The organism is Pseudomonas sp. R9.37 (assembly GCF_963878885.1).
Classification (GTDB): domain Bacteria; phylum Pseudomonadota; class Gammaproteobacteria; order Pseudomonadales; family Pseudomonadaceae; genus Aquipseudomonas.
The window spans coordinates 324,258-344,737 of record NZ_CAWNZA010000043.1; the positions used below are offsets into that span (position 1 = coordinate 324,258).

17 protein-coding genes are annotated in these 20,480 nt (G+C 62.0%); 8 read left to right on the plus strand and 9 right to left on the minus strand.

All coding sequences use genetic code 11. The features are described 5' to 3' along the window. The 6 genes from aroK (at window position 1) to hemE (ending at window position 10,878) form a co-directional block, all read left to right on the plus strand. The gene (gene aroK, locus AACU78_RS20555) at window positions 1-519 is read left to right on the plus strand and encodes a shikimate kinase AroK (RefSeq protein WP_017138567.1); all 519 of its coding nucleotides are present in this window, start codon (window positions 1-3) and stop codon (window positions 517-519) included. A 124-nt stretch (window positions 520-643) separates the two neighbouring features. Further along, a complete protein-coding gene (gene aroB, locus AACU78_RS20560) occupies window positions 644-1,744 on the plus strand; it encodes a 3-dehydroquinate synthase (protein ID WP_106577529.1) in 1,101 nt (366 codons plus the stop codon). A 10-nt stretch (window positions 1,745-1,754) separates the two neighbouring features. After that, window positions 1,755-3,323, plus strand: a complete 1,569-nt coding sequence (locus AACU78_RS20565) for an SPOR domain-containing protein (protein ID WP_106577530.1) — start codon at window positions 1,755-1,757, stop codon at window positions 3,321-3,323. A 348-nt stretch (window positions 3,324-3,671) separates the two neighbouring features. Further along, entirely contained in the window at window positions 3,672-8,117 is a 4,446-nt protein-coding gene (gltB, locus tag AACU78_RS20570; RefSeq protein WP_106577531.1) for a glutamate synthase large subunit, read from the plus strand. Between the two features lie 32 nt (window positions 8,118-8,149). Continuing rightward, complete coding sequence (locus tag AACU78_RS20575) at window positions 8,150-9,568, plus strand: FAD-dependent oxidoreductase (RefSeq protein ID WP_003171228.1); 1,419 nt, start codon at window positions 8,150-8,152, stop codon at window positions 9,566-9,568. Between the two features lie 242 nt (window positions 9,569-9,810). Next, window positions 9,811-10,878, plus strand: a complete 1,068-nt coding sequence (gene hemE / locus AACU78_RS20580) for a uroporphyrinogen decarboxylase (protein ID WP_106577532.1) — start codon at window positions 9,811-9,813, stop codon at window positions 10,876-10,878. A gap of 120 nt (window positions 10,879-10,998) precedes the next feature. On the opposite strand, the gene AACU78_RS20585 is transcribed toward hemE, so the two are convergent. Next, complete coding sequence (locus AACU78_RS20585; protein WP_106577533.1) at window positions 10,999-12,273, minus strand: MFS transporter; 1,275 nt, start codon at window positions 12,271-12,273, stop codon at window positions 10,999-11,001. A 124-nt stretch (window positions 12,274-12,397) separates the two neighbouring features. On the opposite strand from AACU78_RS20585, the gene AACU78_RS20590 reads away from it, so the two are divergent. Continuing rightward, the gene (locus tag AACU78_RS20590; RefSeq protein WP_106577534.1) at window positions 12,398-13,291 is read left to right on the plus strand and encodes a LysR family transcriptional regulator; all 894 of its coding nucleotides are present in this window, start codon (window positions 12,398-12,400) and stop codon (window positions 13,289-13,291) included. 87 nt (window positions 13,292-13,378) lie between these two features. Continuing rightward, window positions 13,379-13,720, plus strand: coding sequence for a type II toxin-antitoxin system PemK/MazF family toxin (locus AACU78_RS20595; RefSeq protein WP_106577535.1), 342 nt, complete (start codon window positions 13,379-13,381; stop codon window positions 13,718-13,720). A 213-nt stretch (window positions 13,721-13,933) separates the two neighbouring features. On the opposite strand, the gene AACU78_RS20600 is transcribed toward AACU78_RS20595, so the two are convergent. From AACU78_RS20600 to AACU78_RS20635, 8 genes are read right to left on the minus strand one after another with little or no spacing between them, the layout of a single operon-like run. Beyond that, on the minus strand, window positions 13,934-14,386 hold the full coding sequence (locus AACU78_RS20600; RefSeq protein ID WP_106577536.1) for a hypothetical protein: 453 nt from the start codon (window positions 14,384-14,386) through the stop codon (window positions 13,934-13,936). A gap of 26 nt (window positions 14,387-14,412) precedes the next feature. Beyond that, window positions 14,413-15,639: a beta-ketoacyl-ACP synthase gene (locus tag AACU78_RS20605; protein ID WP_106577537.1), complete on the minus strand. Its 1,227-nt coding sequence runs from the start codon at window positions 15,637-15,639 to the stop codon at window positions 14,413-14,415. Continuing rightward, on the minus strand, window positions 15,639-16,367 hold the full coding sequence (gene fabG, locus AACU78_RS20610) for a 3-oxoacyl-ACP reductase FabG (protein WP_106577538.1): 729 nt from the start codon (window positions 16,365-16,367) through the stop codon (window positions 15,639-15,641). Before fabG ends, AACU78_RS20605 begins: the two co-directional genes overlap by 1 nt. After that, a complete protein-coding gene (locus AACU78_RS20615; protein WP_106577539.1) occupies window positions 16,364-16,825 on the minus strand; it encodes an ApeP family dehydratase in 462 nt (153 codons plus the stop codon). The genes fabG and AACU78_RS20615 overlap by 4 nt, the downstream gene beginning before the upstream one ends. Beyond that, window positions 16,822-17,988 carry a beta-ketoacyl-[acyl-carrier-protein] synthase family protein gene (locus AACU78_RS20620; RefSeq protein WP_106577540.1) on the minus strand — a complete coding sequence of 389 codons (1,167 nt, stop codon included), beginning with the start codon at window positions 17,986-17,988 and terminating at the stop codon, window positions 16,822-16,824. The genes AACU78_RS20615 and AACU78_RS20620 overlap by 4 nt, the downstream gene beginning before the upstream one ends. Then, window positions 17,985-18,467 carry a hypothetical protein gene (locus AACU78_RS20625; RefSeq protein WP_106577541.1) on the minus strand — a complete coding sequence of 161 codons (483 nt, stop codon included), beginning with the start codon at window positions 18,465-18,467 and terminating at the stop codon, window positions 17,985-17,987. The genes AACU78_RS20620 and AACU78_RS20625 overlap by 4 nt, the downstream gene beginning before the upstream one ends. Continuing rightward, window positions 18,464-19,198: a class I SAM-dependent methyltransferase gene (locus AACU78_RS20630; protein WP_177410089.1), complete on the minus strand. Its 735-nt coding sequence runs from the start codon at window positions 19,196-19,198 to the stop codon at window positions 18,464-18,466. The genes AACU78_RS20625 and AACU78_RS20630 overlap by 4 nt, the downstream gene beginning before the upstream one ends. 11 nt (window positions 19,199-19,209) lie before the next feature. After that, the gene (locus tag AACU78_RS20635; RefSeq protein ID WP_106577543.1) at window positions 19,210-20,457 is read right to left on the minus strand and encodes an NAD(P)/FAD-dependent oxidoreductase; all 1,248 of its coding nucleotides are present in this window, start codon (window positions 20,455-20,457) and stop codon (window positions 19,210-19,212) included. Window positions 20,458-20,480 lie beyond the last annotated feature (23 nt).

Sequence of the window (20,480 nt, forward strand, 5' to 3'; positions counted from 1 at the left end):
GTGCGAAATTTGATTCTTGTAGGACCGATGGGCGCTGGAAAAAGCACCATCGGCCGTTTGCTGGCCAAAGAGCTGCGCCTGCCATTCAAAGATTCCGACAAGGAAATTGAATTGCGCACGGGCGCCAATATCCCATGGATCTTCGATAAGGAAGGCGAACTGGGCTTTCGCGACCGCGAGCAGGCGATGATTGCCGAGCTGTGCGGTTGCGACGGTGTGGTATTGGCCACCGGCGGCGGCGCTGTGATGCGCGATGAAAACCGCCGGGCGCTGCATGCCGGTGGGCGCGTGGTCTACCTGCATGCGTCGGTCGAGCAGCAAGTGGGCCGCACCGCCCGCGACCGGAATCGCCCGTTGTTACGCACTGCCGACCCGGCAAAAACCCTGCGGGATTTGCTGACGCTGCGCGATCCGCTGTATCGGGAAATTGCCGATCTGGTGGTGGAAACCGATGAGCGGCCGCCGCGAATGGTCGTTCTCGACATTCTCGAGCGTTTACAGCAGCTGCCACCCCGTTAAAGCCAGACCCGAAATGCGCTATTCTCGGCGGCGCGCTAACAGCCTTCGAGGTGTGGCGTAGAGCCATCAGGCAGCGTCAGATCTGAGCGTTGCCGATCGTATATCCATCTTCACGCGGGGACACATGCAGACACTTAAGGTCGATCTAGGCGAGCGCAGCTACCCAATCCATATTGGCGAAGGTTTGTTGGACCTGCCTGAGTTGCTTGCCCCGCATATTGCCGGTCGGCAAGTGGCGATCATCTCCAATGAAACGGTCGCGCCGCTGTATCTTGAGCGCCTGAGCCGCAGCCTTGCGGCGTACTCGGTGATTTCGGTGATCCTGCCTGACGGCGAGGTCCACAAGAACTGGGAAACCCTGCAACTGATCTTTGACGGCCTGCTGACTGCGCGTCATGACCGCCGGACCACCGTAGTCGCCCTGGGCGGCGGTGTGATCGGCGACATGGCCGGCTTTGCGGCGGCCTGTTACCAGCGCGGCGTGGACTTTATCCAGGTGCCGACCACCTTGTTGTCCCAGGTCGATTCGTCGGTCGGTGGCAAGACCGGCATCAACCACCCGCTGGGCAAGAACATGGTGGGTGCGTTCTATCAGCCCCAGGCCGTGCTGATCGACACCGCGACGCTGAACACCCTGCCTCCGCGCGAGCTGTCGGCGGGCCTGGCGGAAGTCATCAAGTACGGGCTGATCTGCGACGAGCCGTTCCTGACCTGGCTTGAAGAGCATATGGACGCCCTGCGCGCTCTGGATCAGGTGGCACTGACCGAAGCGATTTCGCGCTCCTGCGCCGCCAAGGCGCTGGTGGTAAATGCCGACGAGCGGGAGTCCGGCGTACGCGCCACCTTGAACCTGGGTCACACCTTCGGCCATGCGATCGAAACGCACATGGGCTATGGTGTGTGGTTGCATGGGGAAGCCGTAGCGGCTGGCACAGTGATGGCGTTGGAGATGTCGCAACGCCTGGGCTGGATCAGTGACCAGGAGCGGGATCGGGGTATTCGCCTGTTCCAGCGCGCCGGTTTGCCGGTTGTTCCTCCTCAGGAGATGACCGAGGCGGATTTCCTCGAACATATGGCAATAGACAAGAAAGTGATCGACGGTCGCCTACGACTGGTGCTGCTGCGCCACATGGGCGAAGCGGTAGTGACCGACGATTATCCGAAAGAGATTTTACAGGCCACGCTGGGAGCGGATTACCGCGCCCTGGCCCAGCTTAAAGGTTAATAAGATCCCGATGACTAGTTTGCATGCCGACGAGGCGTTCCTCGGCCATTACCAGTTAAGCCACGACCCTTTTGCTCCGCGGGTACCTGGCTTCAAATTTTTCCCTGCCCAGCGCAAGCCGGTGCTTGGCCAGTTGCACCATCTGGCGCGCTACAGCCAGCTGTTGCTGGTGGTCACCGGGCCGTTGGGCAGCGGCAAGACCCTGCTGCGCCAGGCACTGGTCGCCAGCACCAACAAACAATCGGTACAGAGCGTGGTGGTGTCGGCCCGTGGTGCCGGTGACGCGGCGGGCGTGTTGCGCCAAGTGGCCCAGGCGCTGAATGTATCCAATGCCGAGCCGAACGCGATTCTCAAGCAAGTGGTGCAACTGGGCCTGACCGGCCAGGAAGTCTACTTGCTGGTAGACGACGCCGAGCAGCTCGACGAATCCGCCCTGGAAGCGCTGCTGGCGCTGGCTGCGGGTACGCCTGAAGGCCGCCCGCACGTGTTCCTGTTTGGCGAGTCGTCGTTGATCGCCGATCTGGAGCAGATCAGCGGTGATCAGGAGCTGTTTCACGTCATCGAATTGCAGCCGTACGAAGAGGAAGAAACCCGCGAATACCTGGCCCAACGCCTTGAGGGCGCCGGGGCCGGTATCGAACTTTTCTCCGCTGCGCAGATCTCTGATATTCACGAAAGCTCCGACGGCTGGCCTGGCACCATCAACCAGGTTGCCCGGGATGCCTTGATCGAAGCCATGATTGCAAGCCGCTCTGCGGTTAAGCGTCCAAAGATGGGGTTTACTATGCCTAAGAAGCACGTATTGGCTATTTCCGCCGTTGTCGTGGTCGCTGTCGCCGCCGCCTGGTTGATCCCAGGTCGTAGCAAGGCTCCCGCCACCGCCGGCGCGCCAACCGAACAGGCGCAGTTGCCACTGGGCAAACCCACGCCAAACGTCGAATTCGCCAACTCCGGCCAACCGACCAACCTGCCGATGGTTGGCCAGCCGGTAATGCGCGGCCCGCTCGCCGAAGAAGCCGGTGGCATTTCTGAAGGTGACGACGGTGTGCCGGTGGAGGGCTCCAGCGCCACGCCGCCGACCGTGACCACTACCGCGCCGCCTGCGGGCGTGCCAGCCGGTCAGCCAGCAGCTCCGGCTGCCAAGCCGACCCCTGCACCGACTGTCGCCACTGCCAAGCCAGCGCCGGTGACCAAGCCTGTCGCACCCGCGCCAGCCGCCAAGCCAGCGCCGGCTCCGGCTGCCAAGCCTGCTGAGAAGCCCGCCGCCACCGTCGCCAAGGCCGGCGGCACCGGCAGCAGCTGGTACACCAGCCAGCCAACCGGCAACTTCGTGGTGCAGATCCTCGGCACCAGCTCCGAAGCCAACGCTCAGGCGTTCGTGAAAGAGCAGGGCGGTGAGTACCGTTATTTCAAGAAAGTGCTCAACGGCAAGCCTCTCTACGTGATTACCTACGGCAACTTCTCCAGCCGTGCAGCAGCTGAATCCGCTATCAAGGCCTTGCCAGCGAAGGTTCAGGCTGGTAAACCTTGGCCTCGCACTGTTGCCAGCGTTCAACAAGAACTCGCAACAACTCGCTGAAGATTCGGCGGCCTTACCCAGGCCGCCTCTCCCGGCACCTCAAAAAACTACAAAAGCGTGCAGCCCTGAAGGCCGCGCGCTTTGTGGTGTCTGCGCACGTTGCTTTTGAGTCGTGGCAGTCAAGACTAAAAAAGTTTTGACTAGCACAGCATATCGCTTTAAACCTTTCATAAATGCGACATAGATTTGCGACATTTCGTCGTTAAATTTGTGAGCGTTCGTGTCGGTGTGTACAATGACCTCCCTTTTGCCCCCGCTAAGCCGGCGTACGTTCGGCGTGGAAGGTAACCGGTTGAATTGAAAAGAAATTTGCCTCGATATAAGAGGCAGCCTGGTGAGAAAGTGTCTATGAAAGCAGGTCTGTACCAACCCGATGAATTCAAGGATAACTGCGGTTTCGGCCTGATAGCCCACATGCAGGGCGAGCCCAGTCATACCCTTTTGCAAACGGCCATCGAGGCCCTGACCTGCATGACCCACCGAGGTGGGATCAACGCCGATGGCAAGACCGGTGACGGTTGCGGCTTGCTGATTCAAAAGCCCGACCAGTTCCTGCGCGCTGTCGCAAAAGAGCAATTTGCGGTCGACCTGCCCAAGCAATACGCCGTGGGCATGGTGTTTTTCAACCAGGACCCGGTGAAAGCCGAGGCCGCTCGCGAGAACATGAACCGCGAGATCCTGGCTGCCGGCCTGCAACTGGTTGGCTGGCGCAAAGTGCCAATCGACACCAGCGTGCTCGGCCGCCTGGCCCTGGAGCGCCTGCCGCAGATCGAACAAGTGTTCATCGCGGGCGAAGGCCTGAGCGACCAGGACATGGCGATCAAGCTGTTCACCTCGCGTCGTCGTTCGTCGGTGTCCAACGCCGCCGACACCGACCACTACATCTGCAGCTTTTCGCACAAAACCATCATTTATAAAGGCCTGATGATGCCGGCGGATTTGACCGCCTTCTATCCGGACCTGAGCGATGAGCGCCTGCAAACCGCAATCTGCGTGTTCCACCAGCGCTTCTCCACCAACACCCTGCCGAAATGGCCGCTGGCCCAGCCATTCCGCTTCCTCGCCCATAACGGCGAGATCAACACCATCACCGGCAACCGCAACTGGGCCGTGGCCCGTCGCACCAAGTTCGCCAACGATTTGATGGACCTCGAAGAGCTCGGCCCGCTGGTCAACCGCGTGGGTTCCGACTCCTCCAGCATGGACAACATGCTCGAGTTGATGGTCACCGGCGGCATCGACCTGTTCCGTGGCGTGCGCATGATCATTCCGCCTGCGTGGCAGAACGTCGAGACCATGGACCCGGACCTGCGTGCGTTCTACGAGTACAACTCGATGCACATGGAGCCGTGGGACGGCCCGGCCGGCGTGGTCATGACTGACGGCCGCTACGCGGTGTGCCTGCTCGATCGTAACGGTCTGCGCCCGGCGCGTTGGGTCACCACCACCAACGGTTTCATCACCCTGGCGTCGGAAATCGGCGTGTGGGACTACAAGCCTGAAGACGTGATCGCCAAAGGCCGCGTCGGCCCTGGCCAGATCCTGGCCGTAGACACCGAAACCGGGCAGATCCTCGACACCGATGCCATCGACAACCGCTTGAAGTCGCGTCATCCGTACAAGCAATGGCTGCGCAAGAATGCTCTGCGCATCCAGGCGACCATGGAAGACAACGACCACGGTTCGGCTTTCTACGACGTTGACCAGCTCAAGCAGTACATGAAGATGTACCAGGTCACTTTCGAAGAACGTGACCAAGTGCTTCGTCCGTTGGGCGAGCAAGGCTATGAGGCTGTCGGCTCCATGGGTGACGACACGCCAATGGCCGTGCTGTCCCAGCGCGTGCGCACGCCGTACGACTACTTCCGCCAGCAGTTCGCCCAGGTGACCAACCCGCCGATCGACCCGCTGCGTGAAGCCATCGTGATGTCGCTGGAAGTGTGCCTCGGGGCCGAGCGCAACATCTTCCAGGAATCGCCTGAGCACGCCTCGCGTGTGATCCTCAGCTCGCCGGTGGTGTCTCCGGCCAAGTGGCGCTCGTTGATGACCCTGGAACGCCCAGGCTTCGACCGCCAGATTATCGACCTGAACTACGACGAGAGCCTCGGCCTTGAAGCTGCTGTGCGCAACGTCGCCGATCAGGCCGAAGAAGCCGTGCGCGCCGGCCGTACCCAGATCGTGTTGACCGACCGCCATATCGCGCCGGGCAAGCTGCCGATCCACGCCTCGCTGGCCACTGGCGCGGTGCACCACCGTCTGACCGAAAAAGGCCTGCGTTGCGACTCCAACATCCTCGTCGAAACCGCCACCGCCCGTGACCCGCACCACTTTGCGGTGTTGATCGGTTTCGGCGCGTCGGCGGTGTACCCGTTCCTGGCGTACGAAGTGCTCGGTGACCTGATCCGCACAGGTGAAGTGCTGGGCGACCTCTACGAGGTGTTCAAGAACTACCGTAAAGGCATCACCAAGGGCCTGCTGAAGATCCTGTCGAAGATGGGCATCTCCACCGTCACGTCCTACCGCGGCGCGCAACTGTTCGAGGCCATCGGCCTGTCCGAAGAAGTCTGCGAGCTAAGCTTCCGTGGCGTGCCGAGCCGCATCAAGGGCGCGCGTTTCGTCGACATCGAAGCTGAACAGAAAGCCTTGGCAGCCGAAGCCTGGAGCGCGCGCAAGCCGATCCAGCAAGGCGGCCTGCTCAAGTTCGTGCACGGTGGCGAATACCACGCCTACAACCCGGACGTGGTCAGCACCCTGCAAGCCGCCGTGCAGCAGGGCGACTACGCCAAGTTCAAGGAATACACCGCGCTGGTGGATAACCGCCCGGTGTCGATGATCCGCGACCTGTTCAAGGTGAAAACCCTGGACACGCCGCTGGCCATCAGCGAGATCGAACCGCTGGAATCGATCCTCAAGCGTTTCGACTCTGCCGGTATTTCCCTCGGCGCCTTGTCGCCTGAGGCCCACGAAGCCCTGGCCGAAGCCATGAACCGCCTGGGTGCGCGTTCCAACTCCGGCGAAGGCGGTGAAGACCCGGCGCGCTACGGCACCATCAAGAGCTCGAAAATCAAGCAGGTCGCCACTGGCCGCTTTGGTGTGACCCCGGAATACCTGGTCAACGCCGAAGTGCTGCAGATCAAGGTGGCCCAGGGCGCCAAGCCGGGTGAAGGCGGGCAACTGCCAGGCGGCAAGGTCAACGGCCTGATCGCCAAGCTGCGTTACGCAGTGCCGGGTGTGACCCTGATTTCGCCACCGCCGCACCACGACATCTACTCCATCGAGGATTTGTCGCAGCTGATTTTCGACCTCAAACAAGTCAACCCGCAGGCCCTGGTCTCGGTGAAACTGGTAGCAGAAGCCGGCGTGGGCACCATCGCCGCCGGTGTGGCCAAGGCCTATGCCGACCTGATCACCATCTCCGGCTACGACGGCGGCACCGGCGCTTCGCCGCTGACCTCCATCAAGTATGCCGGCGCACCGTGGGAACTGGGCCTGGCGGAAACTCACCAGACCCTGCGCGGCAACGACCTGCGCGGCAAGGTCCGGGTACAGACCGACGGCGGCCTGAAAACCGGCCTCGACGTGATCAAGGCTGCAATCCTCGGCGCTGAAAGCTTCGGCTTCGGCACCGCGCCAATGATCGCCCTGGGCTGCAAATACCTGCGCATCTGCCACCTGAACAACTGCGCCACCGGCGTCGCCACTCAGAACGAGAAGCTGCGCAAGGATCACTACATCGGCACCGTCGACATGGTGGTGAATTTCTTCACCTACGTCGCCGAAGAAACCCGTGAGTGGCTGGCCAAGCTGGGCGTGCGCTCGCTGGAAGAGCTGATCGGGCGTACCGACTTGCTGGACATCCTCGAAGGTCAGACCGCCAAGCAACAGCACCTGGACCTGACGCCGCTGCTGGGCAGCGACCACATCCCGGCAGACAAGCCACAATTCTGCCAGGTTGACCGCAACCCGCCGTTCGACAAAGGCCTGCTGGCCGAGAAGATGGTCGAGATGGCCACTTCGTCGATCAACGACGCAAGCGGCGGCGAATTCGCCCTGGATATCTGCAACTGCGACCGTTCGATTGGCGCACGCGTCTCCGGCGAAATCGCACGCAAGCACGGCAACCAGGGTATGGCGAAAGCGCCAATCACCTTCCGCTTCAAAGGCACTGCGGGCCAGAGCTTCGGCGTGTGGAACGCCGGCGGCCTGAACATGTACCTGGAAGGCGACGCCAACGACTACGTGGGCAAAGGCATGACCGGCGGCAAGCTGGTGATCGTTCCGCCTATCGGCAGCGTCTACAAGTCGCAGGAAAGCGCGATCATCGGCAACACCTGCCTGTACGGCGCCACCGGTGGCAAGCTGTTCGCCGCCGGCACGGCCGGTGAGCGTTTCGCCGTGCGTAACTCCGGTGCTCACACCGTGGTGGAAGGCACGGGCGATCACTGCTGCGAGTACATGACCGGGGGCTTTGTCGCGGTACTGGGCAAGACCGGTTACAACTTCGGTTCGGGCATGACCGGCGGTTTCGCCTACGTGCTCGACCAGGACAACACCTTCGTCGACAAGGTCAACCACGAGTTGGTCGAGATCCAGCGGATCAGCGGCGAAGCCATGGAATCCTACCGGAACCACTTGCAGCACGTGCTGGACGAGTACGTCGAGGAAACCAACAGCGAATGGGGTCGTAACCTCGCCGAAAACCTCGATGATTACCTGCGTCGTTTCTGGCTGGTCAAGCCCAAGGCTGCCAACCTGAAATCGTTGCTTTCCAGCATCCGTGCCAACCCGCAGTGATATGCGCCTGAAGAGTTTGATGAGGTTTTAACATGGCTGAACGTCTGAATAACGACTTCCAGTTCATCGATGTCGGGCGCAAAGATCCGAAGAAGAAACTGTTGCGTCAACGCAAGAAAGAGTTCGTGGAAATCTACGAGCCCTTCAAACCCCAGCACTCGGCCGACCAGGCCCACCGCTGCCTGGGTTGCGGTAACCCGTATTGCGAATGGAAGTGCCCGGTGCACAACTTCATTCCTAACTGGCTCAAATTGGTGGCCGAAGGCAACATCCTCGCCGCCGCCGAGCTGTCACACCAGACCAACACCTTGCCGGAAGTGTGCGGCCGAGTGTGCCCGCAAGACCGTCTGTGCGAGGGTGCCTGCACCCTCAACGACGGCTTTGGCGCGGTGACCATCGGCTCGGTGGAGAAGTACATCACCGACACCGCGTTCGCCATGGGCTGGCGCCCGGACATGTCCAAGGTCAAGCCGACCGGCAAGCGCGTTGCGATCATCGGCGCGGGCCCGGCGGGCCTGGGCTGTGCCGACGTGCTGGTGCGTGGTGGCGTGACGCCGGTGGTGTTCGACAAGAACCCGGAAATCGGTGGCTTGCTGACCTTCGGCATCCCCGAGTTCAAGCTGGAAAAAACTGTACTGAGCAACCGTCGTGAAGTGTTCACCGGCATGGGTATCGAGTTCCGTCTCAATACCGAAATCGGCAAAGACATCACCATGGAGCAACTGCTCGCCGAATACGATGCCGTGTTCATGGGCATGGGCACCTACACCTACATGAAAGGCGGCTTTGCCGGTGAGGACCTGCCGGGCGTGTATGACGCGCTCGACTTCCTGATCGCCAACGTCAACCGCAACCTGGGCTTTGAAAAGTCGCCGGAAGATTTCGTCGACATGAAAGGCAAGAAGGTTGTAGTGCTGGGTGGTGGTGACACCGCGATGGACTGCAACCGTACTTCGATTCGCCAGGGTGCCAAGTCGGTGACCTGTGCCTACCGTCGTGACGAAGCCAACATGCCGGGTTCGCGCAAAGAGGTGAAGAACGCCAAGGAAGAAGGCGTGAAATTCCTCTACAACCGCCAGCCGATCGCTATCGTCGGTGAAGACCGTGTCGAAGGCGTGAAAGTGGTCGAGACCCGTCTCGGCGAACCGGACGCCCGTGGCCGTCGCAGCCCTGAGCCGATCCCGGGTTCCGAAGAGATCATCCCGGCCGACGCCGTGGTCATCGCCTTCGGTTTCCGCCCAAGCCCGGCGCCGTGGTTCGAGCAGTTCGAAATCCAGACCGACAGCCAGGGCCGCGTTGTAGCCCCGGAACAAGGCCAGTACAAGCACCAGACCAGCAACCCGAAAATCTTCGCCGGTGGCGATATGGTGCGCGGCTCTGACCTGGTGGTAACCGCGATCTTCGAAGGCCGCAACGCCGCCGAAGGTATCCTGGATTACTTGCAGGTCTGACCCCTGATCCCAGGTTGAAATGGGATCAAAACGTGGGAGGGGGCTTGCTCCCGATAGCGGTGGTTCAGTTGCAGATACTGAAACCGACACACTGCAATCGGGGGCAAGCCCCCTCCCACATTGGTTTTGCAGCGCTTTGATATCCGCGACAAATTGACCCGATAGACAAAAGGCACGGCTCACTCCGTGCCTTTTGCGTCGCGCTCTGAGAAAATGCCCGCACTTTTTTTGCGGATGCCGACATGACTGCCCTCAAGAACGACCGTTTCCTTCGTGCCCTGCTCAAGCAACCCGTAGACGTCACGCCCGTGTGGATGATGCGTCAAGCCGGTCGCTACCTGCCGGAATACCGCGCCAGTCGCGCCCACGCCGGCGACTTCATGAGCCTGTGCATGAACCCGGAGTTCGCCTGCGAAGTCACGATGCAGCCGCTGGACCGCTACCCACAACTGGACGCGGCCATCCTGTTCTCCGATATCCTGACCATCCCTGACGCCATGGGCCAAGGCCTGTACTTCGAAACCGGCGAAGGCCCGCGTTTCAAGAAAGTCGTCAGCACCCTGGCCGACATCGAAGCACTGCCGATCCCCGATCCGCACAAAGACCTGGGCTACGTGATGGACGCCGTGAGCACCATCCGCCGCGAGCTGAACGGCCGCGTGCCGCTGATCGGCTTCTCCGGCAGCCCGTGGACGCTGGCCACCTATATGGTCGAAGGCGGCTCGTCGAAAGACTTCCGCAAGACCAAAGCCATGCTCTACGACAACCCACAGGCCATGCACCTGCTGCTGGATAAACTGGCGCAGTCGGTTACCGCCTACCTCAACGGTCAGATCATGGCCGGCGCGCAAGCGGTACAGATTTTCGATACCTGGGGTGGCAACTTGTCGGCGGCGGCGTATCAGGAATTCTCCCTGGCCTACATGCGCAAGATCGTCAGCGGCCTGATCCGCGAACACGAAGGCCGCAAAGTGCCGGTCATCCTGTTCACCAAAGGCGGCGGCCTGTGGCTGGAAAGCATCGCCGATGCCGGCGCCGATGCACTCGGCCTGGACTGGACCTGCGACATTGGCGAAGCTCGCCGTCGCGTTGGCAACCAAGTCGCGCTGCAAGGCAACATGGACCCAACCGTGCTCTACGCCAAGCCGGAAGCGATTCGCACCGAAGTCGGCCGCATCCTGGCCAGCTACGGCAAGGGCACGGGGCACGTGTTCAACCTCGGCCATGGCATCACCCCGGAAGTGAATCCGGAGCACGCCGGCGCGTTCTTGCGCGCGGTGCACGAGCTGTCGGCGCAGTACCACGAATAACACGCGCAACAAATGTGGGAGGGGGCTTGCCCCCGATAGCGGTGTATCAGTCACCACATTCATTGGCTGACACACTGCAATCGGGGGCAAGCCCCCTCCCACATTAAAAGCGAGAAAGCCTCAGGCCTGCACATTCCCCAGCGGTGGCAACTTCGCCAGCTTCAGGGCCACCAGCAGCGCGCCAATCAACAGCGCCACGATAAATCCGCCAATCCCGTTCCACCCGGCGAAGTGCCAGAAGAATCCGCCCGCCGTCCCCGCAATGCTTGAGCCCACGTAGTAGCAGAACAGGTACAGCGACGACGCCTGTCCCTTGGCCTTGACCGCGCGCCGGCCGATCCAGCTGCTGGCCACCGAGTGCGCGCCGAAGAAGCCGAAGGTAAAAATCAGCATGCCCGGCACCACCAGCCACAGCGGGGTGAACAGGGTCAGTAACATGCCCGACAGCATCAACACGATCGTGCCCCACAACACGCGCCGCCGGCCAAGGCGGTCGGCCAGCGAGCCGATTTTCGCCGAGCTGTAGATGCCCGAGAGGTACACCAGCGAGAGCAGGCCGACCACGGCCTGGCTCAACGCGTAAGGCGACGCCAGCAGGCGATAGCCGATGTAATTGAACATCGTCACGAACGCGCCCATCAGCAGGAAGGCTTCGAGAAAAAGCCAGGGCAGGCCGGCATCCTTGAAGTGCATCACGAAGCCGTCCACCAGGCTGCGCGGTTTGAGGCTGCTGGCGCGGAAGTTGCGCGACTCGGGGAGGATCTTCCAGAACACCGTGGCAGCGATCAGCGCCAGGGCGCCGATGATCAGCGTGGCGGTGTGCCAACTGACGAAGTCGATCAGCACGCCCATGATCAGGCGCCCGCTCATGCCGCCAATCGCGTTGCCGCCGATGTACAAGCCCATGGCCAGGCCGATGTGTTGCGGGTGGATCTCTTCGCTCAGGTAGGTCATCGCAACGGCTGCCAGGCCACTCAGGGACAGGCCGACCAGCGCACGCATCAGCAGGATGCCTTCCCAGGACGGCATCAGGCCGCTGGCGATAGTGGCCAGTGCGGCGCAAAACAGCGCGGCGACCATCACCGGTTTGCGCCCGAGGGTGTCGGAAATCGGTCCGGTGATCAGCAGGCCAAACGCGAGCATGGCGGTGGCGACTGACAGGATCAGGCTGCTCTGCGCCGCGTTGATGGAAAACTCGTGGGACAGCGCGGGCATCATCGGCTGTACGCAATACAGCAGGGCAAAGGTGGCAAACCCACCGGAGAACAGCGCCAGCACGGTGCGCATGAACATTGGCGTGCCTTTTTCGATGAACTGCTCGTTGAGCTGGGCCACCACCTCATCCAGGGCGGTAGGCGGGACTTCTTGAGCAAATGGAGCGACAGCAGATTTCACGGGGACCTCGGCGAGGGAAAGCCTGCCAGGACTGGCAATGCAAAAAAGAATATAGCTGGCTAATGATTCTTTCCAATATATTGTTCGACCTGTTTGATAGCTTTTACGACCTAATGAGGTTTGCATGGAATTGCGTCACCTGCGGTACTTCATCGCCGTCGCCGAAGAACTGCATTTCGGCCGCGCCGCGCAGGTGCTGGGCATCTCGCAACCGCCGCTGAGCCAGCAGATTCAAGCTCTGGAGCAGGAGGTGGGCGCGCGCTTGTTTGAGCGCACCAATCGTCGGGTCGAGCTCAGTGAGGCCGGGCGCTTGTTCCTGCAAGAGGCGCGACTGGTGCTGGCACAGGTCGACAAGGCCGCGGATGTTGCTCGGCGTGCCCAGTTGGGAGAGCTGGGGGAACTGAAGATTGGTTTCACGTCTTCCGCACCCTTCAATTCGAGCATTCCGCAGGCGATCTTTGCGTTTCGCCAGGCCTTCCCGGCGGTGCACTTGAGCCTGCAGGAAATGAGCAGCACCGAAGTGGCCGAATCGTTGGTGGATCAATCGATCCAGGTCGGCCTGATGCGCCCGCTGCCGTTGCCGGATTCGCTGAGTGTCATCGAGCTGATGCGCGAACCGCTGGTTGCCGTACTGAACGCCGGCCACCCGCTGGCGGAAGGCAGCGAGCGCGGTTTGCACCTGGCGCAACTGGCGCAGGAGCCGTTTGTATTCTTCCCGCGCAGCTATGGCAGCGGCCTTTACGCGCAGCTGCTCAACCTGGCCCGTGATGCCGGCTTTAGCCCGCACTTCGCCCAGGAAGCGGGGGAGGCGATGACGATTATCGGGTTGGTGGCGGCGGGCTTGGGCGTGTCGGTGCTGCCGGCGTCTTACCAGCGCATACGCATTGATGGCGTGGTGTATCGCACGTTGCTCGATCAGGAAGCGGTCACGGCGGTGTGGCTGGTGCAGCGCAAGGGCGCGCAGTCGCCGAGGGCGAAGGCGTTTGTGGAGTTGTTGACGCGCAAGGCCGTGGTGTAGGCGAAGTCACATATCAGGTAACGGAACTGGCTTAGTGATTAGCCAGAAACCTGCGCAGAATCGCTCTTTTTCAAGCGAGTGATATGGATGGCACTTCTCTATCAGCCCAAGGAGGGCAGCGTGTTGATTTGTGATTTTCGAGGCTATGAGGTCCCGGAAATCATCAAGATTCGACCCGTCATTGTGATACGCAAGCACCGGACCAATAAGCTGCTGGAGCATCATTTGCAGCTACACAGTCATCTTCAGGGCGCGAACCCCATCTGCTGGGCGAAGTGCGACATTGTGGCGACCGTAAGCCTGGGGCGACTGGATCGCATCAAAAGCAAAGACCGTCATGGAAAACGAACTTACAAAATCGCGGAGCTCACCAATGATCAGTTTTCAGCGATAAAAGCAGCGGTGCGCAGTGCGCTGGGGTTGCGATGAAGTGGGTAAGGAATAAGCGGCGCTTTGCCACCGATTGCAGGCGAGTTGTTTTCAGGCATACTGGCCGAGTTCCCGAAAGGGGCTTGTGAGACTCTGAGGATCCTGAGTAACCAGCCATCGCAGAGCCAGGCAGGAAGCGGCGATGACAAGCCAACCTGTTTGTGAAGAGGGCGCCGAAAGGCGCCCTTTGTCGTTTCTGACGGACCGCGATCCTCAGTTCTGCTTCGACGCCCCTGTCTGTTCAAACGACTGCGCCGCAGGTCCCGGCGCGCTACCCACGCCATTGCTGCGCAGCGCGGCCATGATGTCGCGATCGAGCATGCTCACCCAGCGGTTGTAGTTGCGATGGATCTTGCCGTCCTTGTAGCCCAGGTCGCGGCTGTCGCGGTAGGTGATGGCGTAGCTGTTGCGGCTGTAACGGATGTCGATGGCCGCGTAGAACTGGTTGCGCACGGTGATCTGGGCCTGTACGAGTTGTGGGCTGAAACGCTGCACGGTCCACTCACGTTTTTGCAGGGCCGTGACGATGACCTGCTTCATGGTTTCTTCGCTCACCTGAGTGCCGGCCGGCAGCTCGTGCTGGGTGTTGAGCACGGGTTTGCTGGTGCAACCGGCGGCGGTCAGCAAGGCCAGGGTGATCAGGGTGGCGCGTAGCAAGGAAGACATTCCATTTTCTCCAATCAATTAAAAAATCAGGCCCAGCGACGGAAGATCAGCGAGGTGTTGACGCCGCCAAACGCAAAGTTGTTGTTCATCACGTAGTCGTGGTGCATCTCGCGAAAGCCGCCTTGCAGGTAATCCAGCTCGCCACATTGCGGGTCGACCACATCCAGGTTGAAGGTGTGTACGTACTGGTCGCGGTTCATCATTTCGATGCTGAACCACGACTCCAACGCGCCGCATGCGCCCAGGGTGTGGCCAAGAAAACTCTTCTGCGAACTGATCGGCATGTGGCGGCCGAACAGGCTGCTGGTGGCCAGGGTTTCGGCAATATCACCTTGATCGGTGGCGGTGCCATGGCCGTTGACGTAGCCAATGGCCGACGGCTCCAGCCCGGCATCTTCCAAGGCCAGCTCCATCGCGCGGCGCATGGTTTTCTGCTCCGGGCGGGTGGTGTGCTGGCCGTCGGCGTTGCTGCCGAAACCCACGAGTTCGGCGTGGATGTGCGCACCGCGCGCCAACGCGTGTTCCAGTTCTTCGAGCACCAGCATGCCGCCGCCTTCACCGATCACCAGGCCATCACGGCCGCTGTCGTAAGGACGTGGGCTGGTCTGCGGCGCGTCGTTTTTCAGGCTGGTGGCGTAGAGCGCATCAAACACCATGGCTTCGGTGGGGCACAGCTCTTCGGCGCCGCCGGCGAGCATCAACGGCAGGCGTCCGAACTTGATCGCTTCATACGCATAGCCGATGCCCTGGCTGCCGCTGGTGCAGGCGCTGGACGTCGGGATCAGCCGCCCGGTAAGGCCAAAAAAGATGCTGATATTCGCCGCCGTGGTGTGCGGCATCATGCGCACGTAGGAGTTGGCATTCAGCCCCTCGGCCACCGAGTTCAGCAGCATGTTGCCGAATGCCTTGATCTCGTCGGTGCTGCCGGTGGACGAGCCACAGGCCACGCCCATCCGTCCGTCCTTGATCGACTCGTCGCCGAGCAAGCCGGCGTCCTGCAACGCCTGCTCCGCCGCCCACACCGCCAGGCGCGACACGCGGCCCATGCTGCGCAGTTGCTTGCGCGTCCAGTGGGCCGGCACCACGAAATCGTCAATCGGCCCGGCCAGGCGCGTGTTCAGTTCGGTGAAACGGTCCCACTCGTCCATGCGCCGAATGCCACTGCGGTTGGCGCGAAAATTGGCGGCGATGGTGTCCCAATCGCTGCCCAGGGAGGTCATGCCGGCCATGCCGGTGACGACGACGCGTTTCATCAGCACAGGCCTCCGTTCACGGCCAACACCTGGCGCGTGATGTAGCCGGCTTCGGCCGACATCAGGAAATTCACTGCACCGGCCACTTCTTCCGGGGTGCCCATGCGCTGCGCCGGGATCATTTTCATCAGTTCTTCGACCGGCACGTTTTCGTCCAGCATCGCGGTGTCGATCAAGCCGGGCGCTACACAATTGACGGTGATCTTGCGCTTGCCCAGCTCGATGGCCAGCGCCTTGGCCGCGCCAATCAGACCGGCCTTCGACGCGCTGTAATTGACCTGCCCACGGTTGCCGATCAGCCCCGACACCGAGGTGATGCACACAATGCGGCCGGCGGCGCGACGACGAATCATCGGCATCATCACCGGGTGCAGCACGTTGTAGAAACCGTCGAGATTGGTGCGCATCACCACGTCCCAATCGTCTTCGGACAAGGCCGGGAACGCGCCGTCACGGGTCAGGCCGGCATTGAGCACCACGCCGTAGTAGGCGCCATGCTGCTCCACGTCGGCTTCAAGGATTTGCTTGCAGCTGGCGCGATCGGCCACGTCAAACTGCAGCACCCGCGCCTTGCGGCCCAGGGCTTCAATCTCGACCTGCACCGCGTCCGCTTGCGCGCGGCCGCTGCGGCAATGCAGCACGATGTCATGCCCGGCCTGCGCCAGACGCAGGGCAATGGCGCGGCCGATGCCACGGCTGGAGCCGGTGACCAGTACGGATTCAGTCATGGCGTTTCGTCCTTCGGTTCATCTAAATAGGTGGCCGCCTTAGGCGGTCGAAATACGTTCAAGCGCGCGCTGGCCTGGATACCGTCGCCGGTGAGGTGGCATTCGAACACACCCATGCCGTTGTCGTCTTCCAGCGAGCGCAGGCCGTGGATGCGCAGCTCGGCGCCTGCCGGGAAGTGTTCCACGTTGCACTCGAACTTACGCGTGCCGAGCAGGAAGCCCAGCTCCACGGCTTCGCCGTTCTGGCGCGCGCGGCACCCGGCATACACGGCGACGCTCTGGGCCATCAGCTCGATCCCGACCCAGGCCGGCAGGCTGCCGTCCGGGCGGTTGAACAGGCCGCCGGGCTTGACGGTAAGGCGCGTGTGAATCTGCTCTTCATCGAACGACAGCACCTGGTCGATCAGGATCATGTCGCCCGCGTGGGGCAGCAATTGGGCGAGTGGCCAATCAATCATGGGGCCTCTGCGATTATCAGGCTGACGTTGTTACCGCCGAAGGCAAACGAGTTGCTCATCAGGCAGCGTTTTTCCAAGGTGTCGCCGGTCTGCGCCCATTGCAGGGCGGGCAGCGCCGGGTCGGCCTGGCCGTCCCACACATGCGGCGGCACGCGGCCGTGCGTCAGGCTCAGCCAGCAGAACGCCGCTTCCAGCGCGCCAGCTGCACCGAGGGTGTGGCCGCTCATGGGTTTGGTCGACGAACAGGCCACGCCGTGGGGAAACAGGCTGGCGACGGCCAGGCTTTCCATGGCGTCGTTGTGCTGGGTCGCGGTGCCGTGCAGGTTCAAGTAACCGATCTGCTCTGGCACCAGCTTCGCGCTGGCCAAGGCCTTGCGCATCGCCTGCAATGCGCCTTTGCCGGTAGGCTCGGGCGCAGAAATATGGTGCGCGTCGCAACTGGCGCCACTGCCCAGCAGGGCAATCGGCGCAGGGTGTTGGGTCATCAGAAACAGCACGGCCGCTTCGCCGATATTGATGCCATTGCGGTTCACTGAAAACGGATTGCAGCGCTCGCTGGAGACCGCCTCCAGCGCGGTAAAACCGTTGAGCGTCAGCTTGCACAGGCTGTCGACACCGCCGCAGATCACCGCGTCGCACACGCCCAGGTCCAACAGGCGTTGGGCGCTCATCAACGCGCGGGCGCTGGAGGTGCAGGCGGTAGAAATCACATAGGCCGGGCCGCTCAGTTGCAGCCAGTCGGCGAGGAAGTTGGCGGGGGCGCTGAGTTCCTGTTGCTGGTAGTCGTAGTCGCCGGGAAACTGCTTGTCGCGCAGGTAATTGGCGATGCCACGGCTGGCCTCGTCGATGCCCGAGGTGCTGGTGCCCAGCACCACGCCGACTCGCGAGGCGCCATAGGTGTGAATGGCGTGGCGGATCTCGCCCTCGATCTGCAACGCTGCTTCCAGCAACAACTGGTTGTTGCGGCTGCTTTGCTGGTTCAGTTCGGCCGGAATAGTCACCAGCTCGCCGCGCACGCCGCCAACCGGCAATACGCGTTCCGGCACCCAGCCGCTCTCGGCGCGCATGCCCGAGCAGTCGCCGGCAAACAAGCTGCGGCTGACCTCGGCCTGGCCGCGCCCCAGGGCGCAAATCACGCCCAGCGCATTCAGATAAGCCGTCATCGAGCGGCCCCCAGCGGGGTGATGCGATAGCTCAGCGGTTGGCCCGTCATGTTCACGCTGAACACCTCTGAAGACTGATAGACGATTTGCCAATGACCCGGCAGCGTGCGCGTGAGGTCCATGGCCTGGGCGCTCGGATAAAGCGCGCGCACGTCATCCGATGAAGTCAGGGCAAACAGCAAGGCGGCAAACAGTTCGCGCGCCGCCGGGTTGGGCGGCAGCAGACCATCGGCCTGCCACTGGCCATCGAGCAGTTTTTGCCGGGCCTGGGGAATGCCCAGCGGGTCCATCATCGACCAACGAAGGGCCGCGCCTTCACGCTGGATCACCAACAGCCAGTCCTGGCTCTGGCCACCCGAAAGGCGCTGCACATGCAATTGCATCGGCAAGGCCAGCGCCGGGGTTTTTGCGGGCAACGGCGGTTGGCTGGCGCAGGCGCTCAGCAGCAACAGGCAACCGATCAACAGCAGGCGGATCATGGTGCGACGCTCGCGAAAGGTTTACGCGCCACACAGTTGACCAGCGTCTCTTCGCGCTGGCCCACCGGTGGCGGGTTGCGCAGGCCCCAGCGCTCGAGCAGGCCAAAATCACTGGAACGGCTCCACCACAGATACGGGTACGAGACATTCTGTGGGGCGAATTCAAAACCCTGCTCGCGCAGCATCTCCAGGTATTGGTCGGCGCTTTTCTGCACGTGCATCGGGTGGCGGAACAACCAGCGAATCACCCAGGTATCGATATAGGCTTCGGTGGACTCGGCAAACAGCAGGTAGCCGCCCGGCTTGAGCACGCGGTAGAACTCCTTCAAGGCGCGATGCTGTTCGACCAGATGATGGAAGGTCTGGTGGCAGAACACGACATCGACGCCGGCGTCGGGCACCTCAAGGGTGGCGCAGTCGCTGCCGATCAGCTCGACGGCCAGGCCCTGGCGCGCAGCCTCAGCCTTGCTCAGCGCCAGGCTATGCGGGTCGGCATCCACACCGATCAGGCGCTGCGGCGCGAACACCTGCTGCAAATACTGGAACGACTTGCCCTGGCCGCAACCGGCGTCCAGCAGCACCGGCGCGACCGGCAATGGCTCGGTGAACAGGCCGCGCAGGTCGTTGATCGCCACGCGCAACACGTGGTGCTGCCAAGTGTGGCTGCGCAGGAACCAGAAACCGAACCTGGTTTCTTCGACGTAGTTTTTACTCAGGTAGTTTTTTTCCAGCGCTGGACTGCTCATACCGGCTCACCCGCGCAAATCTCCGACAACATCCGCAACCGCCGCTTGGGCTCGCTGACAAACGGGTTGCGCTCATCCCACGCGTAGCCGGCGAGGATCGAGCTGATCATCCGGCGAATGTCCGGCGAGCTGCCCGGATGGAAAATCACATCCTGGAAGGTGCCGGCGTACCAGCCTTCGACGTAGCAGCGGAAAGTGTCGACGCCGCGTTTCAACGGCTCGGCAAACTCGGTTTGCCAGTCCACTGTTTCGCCCATGAGTTGGCGGTGCAGCAAGCCCGCCGCCATGCTTGCCGAGCGCATGGCGATGGTCACGCCGGAAGAAAATACCGGGTCGAGGAATTCCGCCGCGTTGCCCAGCAGCGCAAAGCCCGGACCGTGCAGGGTTTTGACGTTGGCCGAGTAGCCGCCGATGGTGCGCGCAGGCGTGTCCCATACGGCGTTTTGCAGCACGCCGGCCAGGCTCGGCGTTTCCGCGATAAAGCCGCGCAGGCACGCGTCGAGGTCGCTGTCGCGGCCGTCGAAATGCGCCTTCGCCGCGACCACGCCCACCGAGCAGCGGCCATTGCTGAACGGGATGGTCCAGAACCAGATGTCACGCTGGGTCGGGTGGGTGGTCACGAGGATTTTGGTGCGGTCGAAACCGGGGTGTTCGATGCGGTCTTCGACGTGAGTGAACACCGCCTGGCGCACCGGGAAATCCGATGGCGCCTCAAGGTCCAGCAGGCGCGGCAACACACGGCCGTAGCCGCTGGCGTCGAGGATAAATTTGGCCTTGAGGTGGTACTCGCTGCCATTCTCGCGGCGCACATGCAGGTAGCGGCTGTCGCCGGCAAAATCCACACCGACGACGCTTTCGCCGTAGCGAATGTCGACGCCTTGCAAGGCGGCCTGGTCGGCCAAAAGTTTGTCGAATTCAGCGCGCTGCACCTGGAAGGTGGTGGGTTTGCCGTGGCTGAACGTGTCGCCAAAATCAAACGCGCTGTAGCGCTCGCCCCAGGCAAACGCAGCGCCGGTTTTTACCTGGAAACCCGCTGCCTGCACGGCCTCGAGCATGCCGGCTTCTTCGATAAAATCGATGCAGTGCGACAGCAGGCTTTCGCCAATCGAGAAGCGTGGAAAATGCTGGCGCTCGATAATCAATACATCATGCCCGTTGCGCTTTAACAGCGCGGCGGCGATGGCACCGGACGGGCCGGCACCGATCACCACCACCTGGCGACGTTCCATTTCAACTGTGGGCACGAGGGCTCCTTGCCGCTATGGCG